We start from the raw sequence: 19,228 nt of genomic DNA, 5'->3' as shown, positions 1-19,228 counted from the left end.
GTTGGGCGGCGCCGCCCAGCCGATGATCTTCCACCAGCGGCACTCGGTCCACAGGGTCGCGTAGACGTTCTTGGAGTCACCGCCCCCGGCCGGTGCGGGTCAGGACACTTCGGCCCAGGACGCGAGGGGGAAGGTGCAGGGTCCGCCCGCGTGGGCGAGGAGTCCTCCGGCGGCGACGTCGAGGGAGACCGTGGCGAGCGTCTCCCAGCGCTTGCCGAGCGCCGCGTCCGGCTGGGCGTGGCAGCAGAGTTCCGCGCCCTCGTCGACATGGCAGGTGAGGGCCTCGACGAGGTTCTCCCGGTCCGGTGCGGTGACGGCCGCCGTGCGTTCCCGCAGGACGTCCATCCGCCGGTAGGTGCCCGGGTCCTCGGCCCCCAGGACCTCGCCGGCCGCGAGGCCATGGTCGACGAAGTGGTTGGTCCGCAGCAGGAAGCCGTCCTCGTCCGGGCGCAGCAGCACCGATCCGGCCGCACTGAGTTCGATCGCGGCGGCGGTGGTCCGCCCGTGCGCGTGGTCGGCCAGCGTCAGTGAGCTGGATGCCGCCACCGGTGTGCCGGTGGCGAGGGCGGCGGCCTCGGAGACGCTCGCGCAGGTGTCGAGGATGCGGCGGGCCAGGACGTGCACGGGTATCCACGGGCCGGTGGGCGCGGCCGACTTGTCCGAGGTGTGGCCGAGGATGTTGAAGTGCAGGCCCAGGCCCGCCGTGTTGACCCCGATCTTGCCGACGATGCCGAACTCCGTCACCGTGTGCACGATCCGGCCGTCGGGGTGCTCGACGGTCCAGACGAACCAGCCGTCGCGCATGCCGTCGTGCCAGTCCCAGGTCTGGGCGGTGACCGGCGGCCGGCCGTCGGCGGGCGCGTACACGACGGTGGAGCACTCCGGGTGCTGGGTCCGGCCGAAGCGTCCGACGATCTCCGTGCGGGCGTTGAGCGCGGCGATCCGCCACAGCGGCAGGCCCGCGCCGCGGGCGATGCCGTCGATCTCCTCGGCCAGGTCCGGGGCCCAGGCGCCGATGTGCTCGAAGGCCTGCAGGGCCCAGTCGGTGACGTCCCGGGGCTCGGCGCCCGCCGCGGCGAAGAGCCGGTCGTAGAAGGCGCCGGCCCGCGCGATGCGGTCGGGGAAGGCCTTGCCCAGTTGCTGCCCGCGATCGCCGGGGGCTGCCTTGGCCGACCGGAAAACCGTAGGGGTGGTCACGATGTCTCCTCCGTGGCGAGCGCGTCGCGCTCGTCCTGGCTCATTCGCCGCGGCTTCCAGCCGGGGCCGGGCACCGATCGGCGCAGCATGCGGGTGTAGGGGTGCTGCGGGTCGTCGAGGATGCGGGCGGTGGGGCCGGATTCGACGATCCGGCCCTTGCGCATGACGATCGCCTCCTCGCTGATCTGCCGGACGACCGACAGGTCGTGACTGATGAACAGGTAGGTGAGGCCGGTGCGTTCGCGGATGTCGGCGAGCAGGTTGAGGATCTGCGCCTGGATCGACACGTCCAGTGCGGCGACCGCTTCGTCCAGCACCAGGACCTGCGGGTCGGCGGCGAGGGCGCGGGCGATGGCGACCCGCTGGCGCTGTCCGCCGGACAGTGCGGAGGGCAGGGCGCGGGACTGCCGTTCGTCGAGGCCGACGTCCTCCAGCAGCCGGTTGATCCGTTCCTCGCGTTCGTCGCGGGCGGGTTTGAAGTGCAGGTCGATCACCTCGCCGAGGGCGTCGCGGACCGTCCGGCGGCGGTTGAGGGATCCGTACGGGTCCTGGAACACCATCTGGATCTCGCGTCCGCGCCGGCGCCGTTCGGCCGCGGTGGCGCGGGTGGCCGTGCGGGAGCGGCCGAGGACGGTGATGCTGCCGGAGGTCGGGGTCTCCAGGCCGACCAGCATCCGGGCGACGGTGGACTTGCCGGAGCCGGACTCGCCGACGATCGCGAGTGCTCCGCCGGCCCGGACCCGGAAGCCGACGCCGTCCACGGCGGTGAAGTCGGCGGAGCCCCGGCCGTCGGGGCGGCGGACGCGGAACACCTTGCGCAGCTCGGCCACTTCCACGACGGGGGTGGAGCCGGGCCCGGCGGGGGTCGCGGCGGGGGTGTGGTCAGGCATCGCGCGCCTCCGGGTCCAAACGTCGCAGAACGGGCTGGAGTTCTTCGCTGCGCAGGCACCTGACCCGTCCCTCGCCGGCCGGCCGCAGGGCCGGGGCGGTGGCCGTGCACTGCGGCAGGGCGTACGGGCAGCGCGGCGCGAGGGCGCAGCCGGGGCCGACCTCGAAGGCCGAGATCGGCCGGCCCGGGATCACCTCCAGGCGGTCGGCGGCCTGGTCGATGCGCGGCCGGGCGTCCAACAGGAGCCGGCTGTAGGGGTGTTGGGGGCGGTCCTCGAGTGCCTGCGGCCGGGCTTCCTCGACGACGGATCCCGCGTACATCACGGCGATCCGGTCGCACACCGCGCCGGCCAGTTCCAGGTCGTGGGTGATGAAGAGCATGGCGAGGCCGTGTTCGCGGCGCATCTCGTCGAGGATGCCCATCACTTCGGACTGGGTGGTGACGTCCAGGGCCGTGGTGGGCTCGTCCGCGAGGATCATCCGGGGGCGGACGGCGATCGCGGCCGCGATCACGACGCGTTGGAGGAGTCCGCCGGACAGTTCGTGCGGGTACTGGCGCATGCGGCGCGGGGCGTCGGCGATGCCGACGTCGGACAGGATGCCCTGGACGCGGGCGCGTGCCTGGCGCGGGTTCTCGTGGTGGTTGGCGACCAGTGCTTCGATCAGGAAGTCGCCCACGGTCGCCACGGGGTTGATGGCGGCGCGCGGGTCCTGGTGGATCACCGCGATCTCGTGGGAGCGCAGGTGCCGCAGATCCTTGGCGGGCATGGACAGGACGTCGGTGCCGTCGAACTCGATGCGTCCGGAGGTCCGGGCCGCGCGGGGCAGCACCCGCAGGATCGAGCGCACCGTCATCGACTTGCCGGAGCCGGACTCGCCGACCAGGCCGACGGCTTCGCCCGCGGCGACGTCGAGCGAGACATCGTGCAGGACGGGGCGTCGCTCGCCGTCGACGTCCAGGGTGACGTGGAGGGCGTCCAGGCGCAGCAGCGGGCTCATGCGCGGCCTCCGGCCTTGCGTCCGCCGAGGCGTTCGCCGAGGACGCTGAACGCCGCGACCGTGATGACGATCATCAGGCCGGCGTACAGGGACTGCTGGGGGAAGCCCTTGACGAGGGAGGCCTGGCCGCTGGAGACCATCAGTCCCCAGTCGGCCGCGGGCGGCTGGACGCCGAGCCCGAGGAAGGAGATGGCGGCGAGTTCGATCATGGCGGATCCGAAGTTGATGGTGGCGCCGGTGAGGATCTGGGGGGTGATGTTGGGCAGGATCTGCCGGACGCAGATGACGAATCCGGAGAAGCCCTGGATCTCTCCGGAGGCGATGTAGGGCATCATGCGTTCGCGCAGGGAGACGCTGCGCAGCACGCGTGCGGTGTAGGGGGTGAAGCCCACGGCGAGCGCGAGGGAGGCCTGGAGCAGTCCGCGGTCGTAGAGCGCGATGACGATGATGGCCAGCAGCAGGCTGGGGAAGGCGAACAGCAGGTCGAGCAGGCGGGAGATCAGTCCGTCGACGCGGCCTCCGAACCAGGCGGCGGTCAGTGCCAGCGCGGTGCCGAGCACGGCGGTGACGGTGACGACGACGAAGGGGCCCAGCAGGCTGGTGCGGGCGCCCCAGATCAGCCGGGAGAGCAGGTCGCGGCCGGAGTTGTCGGTGCCGAGCAGGTGCTCCGCGCTGGACGGCTGGTAGGTGTGGGCGAGGTCGACCTGGAGTGGGTCGTAGGGGGCGATCCAGGGGGCGAGGATCGCGAGGGCGGCCAGCAGGGCGATGACGGCGGCGGCGATCGTGCCGGCGATGCCGACGCGGGCGACCAGGCGGGCCGTCAGCCGTGCGAGCGGGTTCCGGCGGGCGGGGTCCCCGGGCCGGGCGGCCCGGGTGTCCGCGGCGGGGGTGTCCGCGGCGGGGGTGGTGCGGTCGGTCATGCGCGCTTCCCTCCGAGCTTGAACCGGGGGTCCAGCCATGCGTAGAGCACGTCCACGGCGAGGTTGACCAGGCCGAAGGCGACCACCAGCGCGAGCGCGATGGCCTGGACGACGGCGAAGTCCTTCTGGTTGACGGCGTCGACGAGTGCGGAGCCGAGGCCGTCGAGGGCGAAGGCCTTCTCGATCACGGTCGCGCCGGCGATGAGGGCGGCGATGTTGACGCCCACGATCGTGGTCACCGGCAGGAGCGCGTTGCGCAGCACGTGGCGCCGGACGACCAGGGAGCGGGGCAGTCCGCGGCCGATCGCGGTGGCGACGTGCTCGGAGTCCTTCTCCTCCGCGATCGCGGTCCGGGTGATCCGGGCGACCACCGAGCCCGACGGCACGGCGAGCGCGATCGCGGGCAGGGTGAGGTGCCAGAGCCGGTCCGCCAGGCCCTCGCCGGATCCGAACACGGGGAACCAGCCGAGCTGCACGGAGAACAGGTTCATCAGCAGCAGTGCGGCGAAGAAGGTGGGGACGGCGAAGCCCGTGCTGGTGGCGACCAGTGCCACGGTGTCGAGCCGGCCGCCGCGCAGCCCGGACACCACGCCGACCAGGATGCCGAACACGACGATGAGCACGGCGGCGTACAGCGTGAGCAGCAGCGTGGAGCCGACGCGCGGGGCGAGCAGGCTCGACACGTCCTGGCGGAACACCAGGGACTGGCCGAGGTCGCCGCGGAGCACTCCGGTGAGCCAGTCCCAGTAGCGGACCGGCAGTGGGTCGTCGAGGTGGTACTGGGCGCGGATCGCGGCCAGTGTCTCGGGGCTGATCGAGCGCCCCTGGGTGAGGAAGGTCTCCGGCCTGCCGGGTGCGAGGTAGAGCGCACCGAAGATGAGGAAGCTGGCGACGAGCAGGGTCGCGGCCAGCCCGAGCAGGCGTCGGACGAGGAATCCGAGCATGGGCTGTTCCTGTGGGGAGGTGTGCGGGGGCGCGGCCGGGGGTGGGCCGCGGCCCCGGGCGGAGCGTGCCGAGGGGGCGGAGGTGCCGAAGGGGCGGTGGGGGCGGGTGCTACCGGGTCACTTGGCGGAGCCCACGGACGCGGCCCACGGGTAGTACAGGTAGACGAAGGAGGCGGGTGCTCCGGTGATCCGGCTGTTCATGAACAGCCGCGTCGAGGGGGCGACGATGGGCAGCCACGGGGTGGTGGCCATGTACTTCGTCTCGATCCGGGCGGTGAGTTCGGCCCGCTTGGCGTCGTCGCTCTCCGCGGAGGCCTGGCCCAGCAGCGCGGTGACCTCGGGGTCGGAGAAGTTGTCGTAGTTCTCGGGGGCGCCGGGGTCGATGCGGTTGCGCAGGAAGGCCAGCGGCTCGGCCACGTCGAAGTAGTTCGTGGTCATGAAGCCCGAGTAGCCCTTGCGGGCCTCGGCGTCGGAGAAGAAGGCGCCGTAGCGTGCGCTCGGCACGCCCTTGGGCTGGATGTCCAGGCCGATCTTCTTGCCGGCGCTCTGCACCTCGGCGAGCAGGTCCTCGTAGACGCGCCGCTCGCTGGGGTAGGCGATGGTGATCGGCCCGCTGGGCCGGCCGGCCTCCTCGACCAGCTTCTTGGCGCCCTCGATGTCCACCGTGGTGGGCGGCAGCTTGTCGTAGGCCTCCTCGTACGCCGCGGACCCGTAGGAGTAGCTGCCCGGGGGGATCACCGAGCGCAGGGGCGCGGCGGTGCCGGCGAAGACGGTCTTGCCGATGGCCTCGCGGTCGGTGGCCATCAGCAGGGCGGTACGCAGCCGCGGATCGGCGAAGGGGCCTTCGCCGGTGCCGATGACGGCCACCATCTGCAGGGACCTGCCCAGGTAGAGGGTGCCGTTGGTGGCGTTGGACAACTGGTCGACGGCGTCGGTCGGCACGTCGTAGGTGCCGTCGATCTCACCGGTCTTCAGCGCGTTGGTGAGGGTGGCCGGGTCCGTGATGAAGCGGAAGTCGAACTCCTTGGCCTTCGCCTTGAGCGTCCGGTCCCAGTACGCGTCGTTGCGCGACAGCTTGATCCGGGAGCCCTTCTCCCAGGACGTGAGCTGGAACGGGCCGGTGCACATGACGCCCTTGTCCGGGGTGCCGAACCCGGCGCCGGCCTGCTGGGTGAACGCGGCCTGGGTGACGGCGCCGAGCGGGGTCGCCAGGTAGTCGTTGATGACGACGTCGGGCGTCTTGAGGGTGACGGTGACCTGGAGGTCGCCGGTCTTCTCGACGCTCGCGATGTTGCCGGTGAGCATGTCCGCGGCCCAGAAGGAGCCCTCGGCGGGGTCCAGGTGGCGCTTGAGGCTGAAGACGACGTCGTCGGCCGTCATCTCCTGGCCGTCCCAGAACCGCACGCCCTTGCGCAGGTTGTACGTCCAGGTGGTGGGCGTGGGGTGGTCCACCGACTCGGCCAGTCCCGGGGTGATCGAGAAGTCGGGGTTGATCCGCATCAGGCTTTCGCAGAGGTTCGAGAGGACCTCGTTCTCCGGGTAGTTGTAGGACTTGAGCGGATCCAGCGAGGTGGGCTCGCCGTAGGGCACGTTCCAGGTCACACGGTCCGCGTCGGCCTCGGCGGCGGGGGTGTCAATGCGGGTGCCCGCGGCGGAGCCGCGGTCGGCGTTCGGTGACTGCGCCGGTGATCCGCACCCGGCCAGCGAGACCACGCTCGCGACGGCGACGGCGGCAAACGCTCTTCTGCGCATTTCGAGTCCTTCCTGGCCTGTCTCCGGGGCATGCGGCGGCGGCACGGGGGCGGGCACGCACGCGGGGGGTCGCAGGCACCGGAGTGGGCCGACTTGACTGGTAGATTCACCTACCAAAACGATTTGGTCAATCGTTTTGGTGGTATCTTTTCGCCAACATCCGGAAAGGCTGGACAGGGCGTGATGGCTCCATCGGGGAGAGCGACGATCCGCGATGTCGCACGGGCGGCCGGCGTCTCGGCGACCACCGTCTCGCACGTGCTCAACGGGAAGGGCGCCGTGGCGGCGGCGACCCGCGAACGCATCCTGCGCACCGCCGCCGAGCTGCGCTACCGGGCCAACCCCGTCGCCCAGAGCCTGCGCGGCGGCCGCACGGGGGTGATCGCCCTGGCCATCCGCCCGCTGGACGCCATCGGCTACACGCTCCAGGGCGTGGACTACTTCGTCCGGCTGGCGGGGGCCGCCGCGACGGCCGCGCTCGACCACGGCTTCGGGCTCATGCTCGTGCCCGACCTCACCCGCCGCTCCGTGCCCGCCGCCCTGAACCTGGACGGCGGCATCGTCGTCGACCCGTTCGTCGGCGACCCGGTCCTGGCCGAACTCCTCGACCGGGGCCTGCCCGTGGTCTCCACCGGCCGCGACCCCGCCCGGCCCGAACACCTCTGGTGGACCGGGACCGACGACCGCGCCGAGACCCGGCGCGTGCTCGACCTGCTCGCCGAACGCGGCGCCCGCCGGATCGCCTTCGTCGCCGGCACCGACGACAACGCCTGGAACCACGACACGATCGAGGCCTACCTGTCCTGGGCCGAGGAGCACGGCCAGGAGCCGATCCTGGAGCAGGTCCCCGAGAAACACGGCGAGGCGGCCGGCGGCGAGGTCGGCGGGCTGCTGCTGTCCCGCCCGAACCCGCCGGACGCCATCTTCGCCAACACCGGCCGCCACGCCGCCAGCATCGCCCGCACCGCGATCGACCTCGGCTGGGACATCCCCGGCCGCCTGCTCGTCGCCGCGGGATCGGACAGCGAGCAGACCCGCTTCGCCACTCCCGGCATCACCGCCCTCGACCTCGCCCCCGAGGCCACCGGCCGACTCGCCATCGAGCTCCTGCTCGAACGCCTGGCCGGCGAACCGGGATCGGTGCCCCCGAGGACCGTGCCCGCGACCCTGCACGAACGCGGATCCACCGCCCGCCCGCACTGAGCCCCCGGGGCGCGTCTCCCCCGCCGCCGGGAGACCTCAACCCGCCGCGCCGGCGCGGCTCTCCGCCCGCTCGCGGGTGAGGTGCACCAGCTGCGCCCGCTTCTCCGCGAGGTCCAGCTGCGGCCCCGTTTCGAAGCCGCTGCGCAGCAGGCGGGCGACCGACTTCTCGTTGCGGACGTCGGGCTCGGCGACGATCCGGCGCACGTGCGGGTCGGCGAGGACGAAGGCGAGGAAGACGTTCACCAGGTCCCGGGTGTGGCCCGGTCGGGGCGGGCCGTCGGCGGGGGCGATCAGCAGGTGGATGCCGAGGTCGCCGTCCTGGACGGGGTAGTGCGCGCCGAGCGGGTCGTGCTCGGGCAGGTAGGTCTGGAAGAGCCCGGCGGGCTCCCCGTCGCGCAGCGCCAGGTAGGCGTGGTGGGTGTCCAGCGAGTCGACGAACTCGTAGGTCTCCCGGACCTGTTCGCGGGTCCGGCCGACCATGCCCCAGAACCGGGCCCGCTCGTCGTCGACCCAGCGGTGCACCACGGCGGCGTCGCCCGCCGGGTCGAGCGGGCGGATCGTGACGGTGCCGAAGCCGGGGACGGCCTGCTCGTACCGGGCGCCGCCCGGGGCGCGGTGGTCGACGGCGGGGCGGGGTCGGTCAGTGCTCACGGTGCTCCTCGGTCAGTCGGTTCCAGTCGGTGACCACCGGGGCGAGCGCGCCGCGCAGCCAGAGCGGCTGCTGGTCCCGGTGGTGGGGGTGGTCGGGGCGGCCGTGGGCGCCGTGCGGCACGATCCAGCCGCTGCGTTCCCGGTCGGCGAGGTCCCAGACCAGGCGGGCCGCCGAGGCCCGGGCGCTGACGTCGGTGACGCCGGGGACGCTGGAGGTCGCGAGCACGCAGTCGTGGTCGCCGGCCAGGCCCGGGCCGGGTTCGGCGGCCTCGGCGGGCAGCGCGGACCAGGCGAACAGCCGGTGCCGGTCGCCCCAGGTTTCGCCGGTCGGTCCGGCGGCGGCGAGTTCCTCGACGGCGGCCCGGACCAGCGCCGCCGGGTCGGTCCCGGGCAGCCCGCCGGCGAGGACGTGTTCCAGGGCGAAGCCGATCCGGGCGGTCGCCGACAGCCAGGGCGCGAAGAGCGGCGGCAGGTCGTCCGGTGCGGCGAGGACGGCCAGTTCGGGAGCGGCGGCGCAGCGGCGCACCACCGCCGAGCGCAGGTCCGCGTAGCGTGCGGCGGTGACCGAGTCGGCGGCCATCCGCCGGTCCCAGCCGAGGAGTTCGTCGCGCAGCTCGGCCGCGCGGGGGCCGAGGCCGGGGAGTTCCGCGAGCAGGTCGAGCAGTGGCCGGGCGGAGGGCAGCAGGGTGTCGGTGTGGACGGCCGCCATCCGGTCGGCGGTCCAGTCGGCGCCGTCGGCGAGGAGTTCGGCGATCCGCCCGGCCCGGTGCGGGGCGCAGAACTCGATGCCGAGCGGCCCGGCCAGGCCGCGTTCGTTGGCCATCACGGCGCTGCCGCGGATCTCCGCGCGGGGCAGCGGCTGCCAGCCCCGCCACTCGTGGCCGGGCTCCCAGGCGGGGACGGGCCGGACCAGGTTGCGCGGGTCGCGGGCGGGGACGGCGCCGGCCACCCGGTGCAGCAGGCCGCCGGCGGTGTCGGCGGCCAGGACGACGTTGACCGGTTCCGCCCAGCTGTCGAGCGCCCGGTCGAGGTCGTCGACGGTGCGGGCCCGCAGCAGGGCGGGCAGCGCCTCGAAGCCGAGCCGGCCGGTGACCCGGGGCGGGTACCGGAGGCTGACGGCCGCGCCGGCGCCGTCCGCGCCCGCGATGATCACCGGGCCGCGCGCCGTCTCGACCACCTCGACGGCGACGGGCGCGGCGCCGGCGACCTCGACGGTCTCGGTGTGCGCCTCGGCGGCCCGCCAGCCGTCCGGGCCGAGCGCCTCGACGCCGTCCGGGGTGCGGCGCAGCCGTTCGTGGTAGAGGTCCTGATAGTCCGCCATGGAGTTGGTGATGGCCCAGGCGACGCCGCCGGTGTGGCCGAAGTGCGCGATGCCGGGCACGCCGGGCACGGCCAGGCCGACCACGTCGTAGTCGGGGCAGGAGAGCCGGATCTGCTGGTAGACGCCCGGCGTCTCGATGAAGCGGTGCGGGTCTCCGGCGATCAGCGCGCCGCCCGCCTCGGTGCGTTCGGGGGCGACCAGCCAGCCGTTGCTGCCGGAGGCGGGCAGGCCGTCGGTGGCGAACAGGTGCACGGCGTGCTCGCCGAGTGCCCGGGCGACCTTGTCGCGCCAGAGCTTGCCGGGGAAGCCGGCGAACAGGATGTGGTGGGAGAGCCAGAGCGCGAGCGGCGTCCACTCCTCCCAGCGGCCGGGGGCCAGCCCGGTGGCGGCGAACTCGGGGGCGCGGTGGGCGTGCTGCCGCAGCCCCTCGTTGACGCCGGCCACGTACGCGCGGACCCAGGCGGCGGTCGGCCCGTCCAGCGCGGCGGAGCAGCGGCGGGCGGTGTCGGCGATCCGGGCCTGCCGGGCGAAGACGTCCCAGTCCAGGTGGTCGGGGCCGAGGAAGGCGGCCGAGGTGCCCTGGGCGCGGTGGCGTTCGACCTCCAGTTGCCAGGCGCGGTCGGCGGCGGCGTTGCGGCCCTGGGCGTGGACGAGGGCGAGCGGGTCGGCGGCCCGCAGGTGCGGGACGCCGTGGGCGTCGCGGTACAGCCGGGCGGTCACGGCGCGACCACCGCCACGGCGGCCGGGGCGGGGGCCGGGGCGAGGTTCGCAGGGGCGGCCGGGTGGTCGGTCGTCCGCCCCGGCGGGGGTGGTGACGTGGTGTCGGGCACGCGGCGGCTCCGGGTTCGGCGGCGGGGAAGGAGGGCGTCGAAGGGGGGCGTCGAAGGAGCACCCCTGACGGAAACTCAGGTTAGGTTAACCTAAGTTCCGCGCCGCGCCGCCCCTGCGCCCGGTGCCGGTCCGACCATGCCCCGACCCCCGAGCAGCTGTGAGAGAGACGCCGTGACGCAATCCGGAACCGTCGGTCGACCCACCCGCCGAGACCTGCCCGCCGCCGACGGCGCGCCGGCGCCCGGCGGCCCGCCGACCGCCCGCGGGAGCGGCGACCCCACCGGCACGCCCGGGAAAACGCCGACGAGCGCCACCCCGCCCCAGGACCCCGGCCTGGTCGCCGGCCGATTCCGGTTCTTCGACGCCCGGGTGCTGCGCACCCGGCGGCTCGGCCCGACACTGACCCGAATCACCTTCGGTGGGCCGCAGTTGGCCGGCTTCGCCTCCGGCGGACGGGACCAGAGCTTCTCGCTCTTCCTCCCCCACCCCGGCCAGGACGCCCCACTGCTGCCGGACCGGACCGGCGACGGCTGGCACCGGGCGTGGCGGGCGCTGCCGGAGGCGGAGCGGGCCGTGCTGCGCTCGTACACCGTCCGCGCACAGCGGCGGGACCCGGACGAGGTCGACGTGGACTTCGCCCTGCACGGCACCGGCCCCGACGACCCGCCCGGCGCCGCCGGTCCGGCCTCGCACTGGGCCGCCCACGCCGCCCCGGGCGACCGGGCGGTGCTGCTCGGCCCGGCGTTCGCCGACAACCGCAGCGTCGGCTTTCGGCCGCCGCCCGGCACGGACTGGGTCCTGCTGGCCGCCGACGAGACGGCCCTGCCCGCCCTCGGCGGCATCCTGGAGCACCTCCCGGCGGACACCGTGGTCCGCGCCTGGATCGAGGTGCCGCACCCGTCCGACATCCAGGACCTGCCGCACGGCCCCGGGTCCGAGATCGTCTGGCTGGTCCGCGAACCCGGCGCCGCCGGAAGCCCGCTGACCGAGGCCCTCGAATCGGCCGCCCTGCCCGGCGGCACCCCGTACGCCTGGCTGGCCGGCGAGGCCTCCGCCGTCCGCGCACTGCGCCGGCACCTGGTCCGCGAGGTCGGTGTCGACCGCACCCGGGTGACGTTCTCCGGGTACTGGCGTCGGGGCGCCTCCGAGGAGCAGCTCCGCTCGGAAAGAGCTGCCGCAGCCGCTTCCTGATCTGTCGTCAGCTTTCGCGAAGGCCCGCCCCCGCGCCCGGGGCGGGCCTTCGCGGCGTCAGAAAGTTAGGATAGGCTTACCTAAATTCCTGACGGGACGGCCATGCCCGCCCGTCCCAGGCCCCCCTTTCCCTCCGTGTTCCGAGACCGTTGAGGACCGAATTGATGAGCTTTCAGGGACGTGCCGTCCAGAACCGTCCGGCCGGCAGCGCGGTGCGCGCACGACAGCACCTCTTCAACGACCGGACGCTCGACGCCTACCGCGACGCGCTGGCCGCCGGGGTGGACCGGGTCGGCGACCGGATCGCCCGCGCCGACCGGCCGTTCAGCGGGATCGCCCCGCACCGGCTGGCCCCGGAGATCGTGGACATCGACCTGGACCGCCCGCTGGAGGACCCGGCCGCGGCCCTGGACGAGCTGGAGGACGTCTACCTGCGCGACGCGGTGTACTTCCACCACCCGCGCTACCTCGCCCACCTCAACTGCCCGGTGGTGATACCGGCGTTGCTCGCCGAGGCCGTGCTCACCGCCGTCAACTCCTCGCTGGACACCTGGGACCAGAGCGCCGGCGGCACCCTGATCGAGCGCCGCCTGATCGACTGGACGGCCGGACGGATCGGCTTCGGCGTGGACGCCGACGGCGTCTTCACCAGCGGCGGCAGCCAGTCCAACCTCCAGGCCCTGCTGCTGGCCCGCGAGGAGGCGCTGACCGGCGCCGACCGCACCGCCCTGCTGCCCCGGCTGCGCGTGATCGCCTCCGAGGCCGGGCACTTCAGCGTGCAGAAGTCCGCCAAACTGCTCGGCCTGGGCCCGGACGCGGTGATCACCGTCCCCACCGGCGCCGACCGCCGGATGGACATCGCGGCACTCGCCCGCGAGCTGGACCGCTGCCGCGTCGAGAACCTGCCGGTGCTGGCCGTGGTCGCCACCGCCGGGACCACCGACTTCGGCACCATCGACCCGCTGCCGGCCGTCGCCGACCTGTGCGAGCAGCACGGCGCCTGGCTGCACGTGGACGCCGCGTACGGCTGCGGCCTGCTGGTCTCCCCGACCCGGCGGCACCTGCTGGACGGCATCGAACGGGCCCGGTCGGTCACCGTCGACTACCACAAGTCCTTCTTCCAGCCGGTCAGTTCGAGCGCCCTGGTGGTCCGCGACAGCGCCGTGCTGCGGCACGCCACCCACCACGCCGACTACCTCAACCCGGCCCGGGCGGTCGAGCAGCGGATCCCCAACCAGGTGGACAAGTCGCTCCAGACCACCCGTCGCTTCGACGCCCTCAAGCTCTGGCTGACCCTGCGGATCATGGGGGCGGACGCCGTCGGCAGCCTCTTCGACGAGGTGGTCGACCGGGCCGCGGCCGCCCACGACCTGCTCGCCGCCGACCGGCGCTTCGAGGTGGTGACCAGGTCGCAGCTGTCCACCGTCGTCTTCCGCTACCGGCCCGACGGCGAGCCGGACGGCGAGCACCTCGACCGCGCCAACCTGCACGCCCGGGAGGCGCTGGCCGCCTCCGGCGAGGCCGTGGTCGCAGGCACCAGGGTCGACGGCCGGCACCACCTCAAGTTCACCCTGCTCAACCCCGAGACGACGCTCGACGACATCGCGCACGTGCTCGACCTGCTCGCGGGCCACGCCGCCGGCCACCTGGCCGGGGCCACCGACTGAACCCCCGCCGCACCCTGCCCTCCCCTTCTGCCTGCCCGCCTGCCCCGGAGACGCCTGTGTCCACCCATGACTTCATCGCGATCGGGCTCGGCCCCTACAACCTGGGCCTCGCCTGTCTGACCGCACCGATCCAGGACCTCGACGGCCTGTTCCTGGAGGAGAAGGACCAGTTCGACTGGCACCCGGGAATGCTGCTGGACTTCGCCACCCTGCAGACCCCGTTCATGGCCGACCTGGTGACCCTGGCCGACCCGACCTCGCCGTTCTCCTTCCTCAACTACCTGAAGGAGAACGGGCGGCTCTACCCCTTCTACATCCGTGAGATGTTCTACCCGGTGCGCGCCGAGTACAACGAGTACTGCCGCTGGGCCGCCGCGAAGCTGGACTCGGTGCGCTTCGGCCGGCGCGTCGACCTGGTCGAGTACGACGAGGCCGAGGCCCTCTACACCGTCACCGCCACCACCGCCGACGGCACCGTCCGCCACCGCGCCCGCCACCTGGTGCTCGGCACCGGAACCCCGCCCCACCTGCCCGGGGCCTGCCGGGAGCTGGGCGGCGACCTGCTGCACAACTCCCGCTACCTGGACGGCAAATCGGCTCTCCAGCGCAAGCGGAGCATCACCGTGGTCGGCAGCGGCCAGAGCGCCGCCGAGATCTACTACGACCTGCTGGCCGAGATCGACGTGCACGGCTACCGACTGAACTGGGTCACCCGCTCGCCCCGGTTCTTCCCGCTGGAGTACACCAAGCTGACGCTGGAGATGACCTCTCCCGAGTACGTGGACTACTTCCACGCGCTGCCCGAGGAGACCCGCTACCGCCTGGAGGCCGAGCAGAAGGGCCTGTTCAAGGGCATCGACGCCGACCTGATCAACAGCATCTACGACCTGCTGTACCAGAAGAGCGTCGCCGGCCCGGTCCCCACCCGCTTGTTCACCAACACCGCGCTGGAGACGGCCTCCTGGAACGCGGACACCGGCCGCTACACCCTCGGCCTGCACCACGCCGAACAGCAGCGCGGCTTCGGCCTGGAGACCGAGGGCCTGGTGCTGGCCACCGGCTACAAGTACACCGCCCCCGCCTTCCTCGCCCCGGTGCTCGACCGGATCCGGCACGACCGGCGGGGCCGCTTCGACGTGGCCCGCAACTACAGCATCGACACCACCGGCCGGGGGATCTTCCTCCAGAACGCCGGCACCCACACCCACAGCATCACCTCGCCCGACCTCGGCATGGGCCCGTACCGCAACTCGTGGATCCTCCGCGAACTGACCGGCCGTGAGGTCTACCCCGTCGAAAAGTCCATCGCCTTCCAGGAGTTCGGCGCCCCCGAGGGGCTGGTCGCATGAGCGCCGCCACCCCCCTGTACACCCGCACCGACCCGGCGCTCGGCGAGTTCGCGGTCCGCCCGCTCGACCTCGACGCCGATGCGGCCGTGCTGCACCGCTGGGTGACCAGCCCCAAGGCCGTCTACTGGATGATGCAGGGCCTCTCCGAGGCCGAGGTGACCGCCGAATACCGCAGGATCGCCGAACACCCCCACCACGACGCCTTCATCGGCCTCTGGCGGGGCGAGCCGGCCTTCCTCCTGGAGCGCTACGACCCGGCGGAGGCCGAACTGGTCGGCCTCTACCCCGCCCGGCCCGGCGACGTCGGCATGCACTTCCTCTGCCCGCCCGCCGAACGGCCGGTGCACGGCTTCACCCTCGCGGTGATCACCACCGTGGTCGGGTTCGTCCTCGCCGACCCGGCCGCCCGCCGGGTGGTGGTCGAGCCGGACCTGCGCAACACCGCCGTGCACGCGCTCAACGCCGCCGTGGGCTTCGTCCCGCACGGCCCGATCACCAAGCCCGAGAAGGACGCGCTGCTCAGCTTCTGCACCCGCGAGCAGTTCGCCGCCGCCACCACTGGAGCCCGCCCATGACCACCACCGACCGCCACATCTCCCACCTGCGGCCGGACACCTGGGACGAGGCGAACCGACGGCTGATCCGCAAGGCCCTCGCCGAGTTCTCCCACGAGCGGCTGCTGTCCCCCGAACCGCTCCCCGACGGGCGGCACCGGGTGCGCTCCGACGACGGCGCCGTCGAGTACCGCTTCACCGCCCGACGGCTCCACCTGGACCACTGGCAGATCCCCGCCGACTCCGTCACCCGGCACCGCGGCGAGGACGAACTCCCGCTCGACGCCGTCGACTTCTTCCTCGAACTGCGCACCGCCCTCGGCCTCTCCGACCAGGTGCTGCCGGTCTACCTGGAGGAGATCACCTCCACGCTGGCCGCCGCCGCCTACAAACTCGACCGCCCGGAGCCGACCGCCGCCGAACTCGCGGCGGCCGACTTCCAGACGATCGAGGCCGGCATGACGGAGGGCCACCCGGGCTTCGTCGCCAACAACGGCCGAATCGGCTTCGACGGCGCGGAGTACCACCGCTACGCCCCGGAAGCCGGCCACCCCGTCCGGCTGGTCTGGCTGGCCGCGCACCGCGACCACTCGGTCTTCACCTGCGGCGCGGACACCGACTACGAGCGGCACATCGCCCAGGAACTCTCGCAGCGCGACCGGGACCGTTTCGCAGCGGTGCTCACCGGCCTCGGCCTCGACCCGGCCGACTACCACCTGCTGCCCGTGCACCCCTGGCAGTGGGACAACAGGCTCTCCGTCACCTTCGCGGGCGAGCTGGCCCGCCGCCGCCTGGTGCTGCTCGGCGAGAGCTCGGACGAGTACCTCCCGCAGCAGTCGATCCGCACCTTCTTCAACTCCGGCAACCCGCACCGGCACTACGTCAAAACGGCCATCTCGGTGCTGAACATGGGCTTCATGCGCGGGCTGTCCGCCGCCTACATGGAGGCCACCCCGGCGATCAACGACTGGCTGGCCGAGCTGATCGAGCGGGACGAGGTGCTGCGCGGCACCGGGCTGACGATCATCCGCGAGCACGCCGCGATCGGCTACCGGCACCGGCAGTTCGAGGCCGCCACCGACCGGTACTCCCCCTACCGCAAGATGCTCGCCGCCCTCTGGCGGGAGAGCCCGGTCCCCTCGCTCGCCCCCGGCGAACGGTTGGCCACCATGGCGGCGCTGCTGCACACCGACCGCGCCGGCGGCTCGCTGGCCGCCGCACTGGCCGAGCGCTCCGGCCTGGCCCCCGAGGTGTGGCTGCGCCGCTACCTGGACGCGTACCTCACCCCGCTGCTGCACAGCTTCTACGCCCACGACCTGGCCTTCATGCCGCACGGCGAGAACGTCGTCCTGGTCCTGGACGAGGCCGGCACGGTGCAGCGGGCGATCTTCAAGGACATCGCCGAGGAGATCGTGGTGATGGACCCGGCGGCCGAACTGCCGGAGCCGGTCCGGCGGGTCCGCGCCGACGTCCCCGACCACATGAAGCTGCTGTCGGTCTTCACCGACGTCTTCGACTGCTTCTTCCGCTACCTGGCCGCCACCCTGGACGAGGCCGGCACGCTGCCGGCGGACGCCTTCTGGCGCACCGTCGCCGAGTGCGTCGCCGACTACCGGGCGCAAGTACCGGAGCTGGCCGAGAAGTTCGAGCGCTTCGACCCGTTCGCCCGGACCTTCCCGCTCTCCTGCCTCAACCGCCTCCAACTGCGGAACAACCGTCAGATGGTCGACCTGGCCGACCCGTCGGCGGCGCTCCAACTGGTCGGCGAGCTGGTCAACCCGATCGCGGCGTACGCGCCCTCCCGCCGCTGACGGCGGATCCCGTCGACGCACCGCGCGCAGGGACGGCGACAAGGCGGCGCGCACGCCCCACGGGCGTCGGGCAGGGACGGCGCGTCACGCCCCACGGGTGTCGTCGGCACCCGCCGGGGCGGCGGCGTCGACCTGTTGGCGGGGCAGGACGGCGGCGCCGGCCCCGTCGGCCCGCTCGGGCGGGCGGGTGAGGTGCCGCACGAGCGGGTTGACGGGCAGGGTGGCGGCGACGGCGCCGACGAGGAGGATCGCGAAGAGCCGATCGCCGATGATGCCGAGGTCGCGGCCGATCGTCAGGATGATGACCTCGCCGAGGCCCTTGGTGTTGAGCAGCACGCCCACGGCCACCGCCTCGCGCCGCGGCAGGCCGGCCAGCCGGGCGCCGATCCGGACACCGGCGAACTTGCCGCCCCAGGTGACGAGCAGGAACACCGCCGCCGCGGCCAGGCCCGCGACGCCGAGTCCGCCGAGGTCCACGGACAGGCCGGTGAGCGCGAAGAACACCGGCACGAGGAGCGCCCCGGCGTTGCGCAGCGGCGCCTCGACGGCGTTCCGCAGCTCCTGCGCGGCGTCGCGCGGCATGACGAGCCCGAAGGCGAACGCCCCGACCGCGGGGTGGACGCCGAGCCGGGACGCGATCCAGGCGGACAGCAGGATCCCGCTGCCGAGGGCGAGCAGGACGAGCGAGGGGTGCCCGCCGCCGGCCGGTCGGCGGAGCAGCCGCCGCAGCAGCGGGCGGACCAGGAACGCCATCACCGCCGAGTAGCAGGCGAGTTCGACGAGGGCGAGCACCAGGTGGCCCGTGCCGGCGCCGCGGGCCGCGGGGGCGAGACCGGCGACGGCGCACCACACGCCGACGTCGGTGAGCGCCCCGCAGGCCGCGGCCATCGCCCCGATCCGGGTGGACTGGAGCCGGTTCTCCCCCGCGATGCGCGCCATCACCGACAGCGCGGTGGCCGACAGCACGATGCACAGGAACACCGTCAGCAGCACCGGGGAGCCGGCCCCGCCGACGAGGTGCGGCCGGCCGGCGACGAGCGCGGCGGCCAGACCCGCCGCGCAGGCCAGCGGAACCGCGACCGAGGCGACGGTGACGGCCAGCACGGCGCGGGCCCGCCCGTGCAGCTGCTTCAGGTCCAGCTCCCACCCGGCGGCGAACAGGGTGAACACGATGCCGAGTTGGGCGATCCCCGCGAGGTACGTCCGGGCCTGGGGCGGGAACAGCAGGTCCGGGAGGTCGCCCGGGAGCAGCCCGAGGACGCTCGGGCCGAGGATCACCCCCACCGCGATCTCACCGACCACGACCGGCTGGCGCAGCCGGGTGCGCAGCGGCGACAGGAGGAGTCCGATCAGCAGGATGACCGCGATGTCGGCCAACGCGGTCGTCGAGGAGCCGTCCAAGAGCGTGCGCCTTCCTGGGAGCGGGCGTGGCATGGTCACGGAGCACGTCGTGTGCGTTATCGGCACCACAGGTTCGTCGACGTAGCGTTCCTCGCGTACCGCCGAAGCACAGCTGCCTCGTCCGCGCCCCGGCGTCACACCCCGCGCCCCCTCGGGCTCCCATCGGGCCGGATCCGGGGCGCTGCTCGTGCGTTGATCCTCCGTAGATCGGCCTCTGCCAGGCTGACGGCACAACGAACGGCCGACCGAGGGGTATCTGATGACGCACCGGACCTGGCACCGCACCGCTCGCTCCACCCGCCTGCGCGGCGTCGTCCTGGCACTCGCGGTGGCCGCCGCCCTGGCCGGCCCGGCCGCCGTGGTCGAGGCCGTGGCGGGCCGGTCCCCCCAGGCGGTCGGCACGGCGGCCGTCGCCGGCGGCTACAACGAGCCCCATGAACTGGTGTGGAACAGCACCACCTCCGACTGCTTCGTCCCGCCCGGCCGGACCGGGTGCCTCTGACCTCGCCGGAGGGCAGCAGAGGACCGTCCCCGTCCGGGTTCCCGGGC

General features: G+C 73.4%; 16 protein-coding genes. 7 read left to right on the top strand and 9 right to left on the bottom strand.

Features of this window, described 5'->3' with window-relative positions; all coding sequences use genetic code 11:
- Positions 1-99 precede the first annotated feature (99 nt).
- The 6 genes from ACIQF6_RS00300 to ACIQF6_RS00275 form a co-directional block, all read right to left on the bottom strand.
- Entirely contained in the window at positions 100-1,197 is a 1,098-nt protein-coding gene (locus tag ACIQF6_RS00300; RefSeq protein ID WP_400888238.1) for a C45 family autoproteolytic acyltransferase/hydolase, read from the bottom strand.
- Positions 1,194-2,087: an ABC transporter ATP-binding protein gene (locus tag ACIQF6_RS00295; RefSeq protein ID WP_400888235.1), complete on the bottom strand. Its 894-nt coding sequence runs from the start codon at positions 2,085-2,087 to the stop codon at positions 1,194-1,196. The genes ACIQF6_RS00300 and ACIQF6_RS00295 overlap by 4 nt, the downstream gene beginning before the upstream one ends.
- On the bottom strand, positions 2,080-3,084 hold the full coding sequence (locus ACIQF6_RS00290; RefSeq protein WP_400888233.1) for an ABC transporter ATP-binding protein: 1,005 nt from the start codon (positions 3,082-3,084) through the stop codon (positions 2,080-2,082). The genes ACIQF6_RS00295 and ACIQF6_RS00290 overlap by 8 nt, the downstream gene beginning before the upstream one ends.
- Positions 3,081-4,004 (bottom strand): ABC transporter permease, encoded by a 924-nt coding sequence (locus tag ACIQF6_RS00285; protein ID WP_400888231.1) that lies wholly within the window; start codon positions 4,002-4,004, stop codon positions 3,081-3,083. Before ACIQF6_RS00285 ends, ACIQF6_RS00290 begins: the two co-directional genes overlap by 4 nt.
- A complete protein-coding gene (locus ACIQF6_RS00280; protein WP_400888230.1) occupies positions 4,001-4,948 on the bottom strand; it encodes an ABC transporter permease in 948 nt (315 codons plus the stop codon). Before ACIQF6_RS00280 ends, ACIQF6_RS00285 begins: the two co-directional genes overlap by 4 nt.
- Positions 4,949-5,065: 117 nt before the next feature.
- The gene (locus ACIQF6_RS00275) at positions 5,066-6,700 is read right to left on the bottom strand and encodes an ABC transporter substrate-binding protein (RefSeq protein ID WP_400888228.1); all 1,635 of its coding nucleotides are present in this window, start codon (positions 6,698-6,700) and stop codon (positions 5,066-5,068) included.
- 30 nt (positions 6,701-6,730) lie between these two features.
- Between ACIQF6_RS00275 and ACIQF6_RS00270 the strand changes: the two genes are divergently transcribed.
- Positions 6,731-7,903: a LacI family DNA-binding transcriptional regulator gene (locus tag ACIQF6_RS00270; protein WP_400888226.1), complete on the top strand. Its 1,173-nt coding sequence runs from the start codon at positions 6,731-6,733 to the stop codon at positions 7,901-7,903.
- A gap of 36 nt (positions 7,904-7,939) precedes the next feature.
- Here the strand turns inward: ACIQF6_RS00270 and ACIQF6_RS00265 are convergent, their stop codons facing one another.
- Together ACIQF6_RS00265 and ACIQF6_RS00260 are read right to left on the bottom strand one after the other, a co-directional pair.
- Complete coding sequence (locus ACIQF6_RS00265; RefSeq protein WP_400888224.1) at positions 7,940-8,554, bottom strand: GNAT family N-acetyltransferase; 615 nt, start codon at positions 8,552-8,554, stop codon at positions 7,940-7,942.
- Positions 8,544-10,595: a penicillin acylase family protein gene (locus tag ACIQF6_RS00260; RefSeq protein WP_400888222.1), complete on the bottom strand. Its 2,052-nt coding sequence runs from the start codon at positions 10,593-10,595 to the stop codon at positions 8,544-8,546. The genes ACIQF6_RS00265 and ACIQF6_RS00260 overlap by 11 nt, the downstream gene beginning before the upstream one ends.
- A gap of 444 nt (positions 10,596-11,039) precedes the next feature.
- Here ACIQF6_RS00260 and ACIQF6_RS00255 point away from each other — a divergent pair, with 444 nt between their 5' ends.
- The 5 genes from ACIQF6_RS00255 to ACIQF6_RS00235 all read left to right on the top strand — a co-directional run bounded on the left by ACIQF6_RS00255 (position 11,040) and on the right by ACIQF6_RS00235 (position 17,278).
- The gene (locus ACIQF6_RS00255) at positions 11,040-11,897 is read left to right on the top strand and encodes a siderophore-interacting protein (RefSeq protein WP_400890055.1); all 858 of its coding nucleotides are present in this window, start codon (positions 11,040-11,042) and stop codon (positions 11,895-11,897) included.
- Positions 11,898-12,061: 164 nt separating this feature from the next.
- A complete protein-coding gene (locus ACIQF6_RS00250; protein ID WP_400888220.1) occupies positions 12,062-13,564 on the top strand; it encodes a pyridoxal phosphate-dependent decarboxylase family protein in 1,503 nt (500 codons plus the stop codon).
- A 56-nt stretch (positions 13,565-13,620) separates the two neighbouring features.
- Entirely contained in the window at positions 13,621-14,913 is a 1,293-nt protein-coding gene (locus ACIQF6_RS00245; RefSeq protein ID WP_400888218.1) for a lysine N(6)-hydroxylase/L-ornithine N(5)-oxygenase family protein, read from the top strand.
- The gene (locus ACIQF6_RS00240) at positions 14,910-15,488 is read left to right on the top strand and encodes a GNAT family N-acetyltransferase (protein ID WP_400888217.1); all 579 of its coding nucleotides are present in this window, start codon (positions 14,910-14,912) and stop codon (positions 15,486-15,488) included. The genes ACIQF6_RS00245 and ACIQF6_RS00240 overlap by 4 nt, the downstream gene beginning before the upstream one ends.
- Positions 15,485-17,278 (top strand): IucA/IucC family protein, encoded by a 1,794-nt coding sequence (locus ACIQF6_RS00235; RefSeq protein ID WP_400888215.1) that lies wholly within the window; start codon positions 15,485-15,487, stop codon positions 17,276-17,278. The genes ACIQF6_RS00240 and ACIQF6_RS00235 overlap by 4 nt, the downstream gene beginning before the upstream one ends.
- A gap of 84 nt (positions 17,279-17,362) precedes the next feature.
- Here the strand turns inward: ACIQF6_RS00235 and ACIQF6_RS00230 are convergent, their stop codons facing one another.
- Positions 17,363-18,679 carry a cation:proton antiporter gene (locus tag ACIQF6_RS00230; RefSeq protein WP_400888214.1) on the bottom strand — a complete coding sequence of 439 codons (1,317 nt, stop codon included), beginning with the start codon at positions 18,677-18,679 and terminating at the stop codon, positions 17,363-17,365.
- Positions 18,680-18,938: 259 nt separating this feature from the next.
- On the opposite strand from ACIQF6_RS00230, the gene ACIQF6_RS00225 reads away from it, so the two are divergent.
- A complete protein-coding gene (locus ACIQF6_RS00225; protein WP_400888213.1) occupies positions 18,939-19,181 on the top strand; it encodes a hypothetical protein in 243 nt (80 codons plus the stop codon).
- Positions 19,182-19,228 lie beyond the last annotated feature (47 nt).

Source organism: Kitasatospora sp. NPDC092948 (genome assembly GCF_044754805.1).
Taxonomy (GTDB): domain Bacteria; phylum Actinomycetota; class Actinomycetes; order Streptomycetales; family Streptomycetaceae; genus Kitasatospora.
The sequence above is the reverse complement of the archived record's forward strand: the minus strand, read 5'-3'. Positions and strand labels throughout refer to the sequence as shown.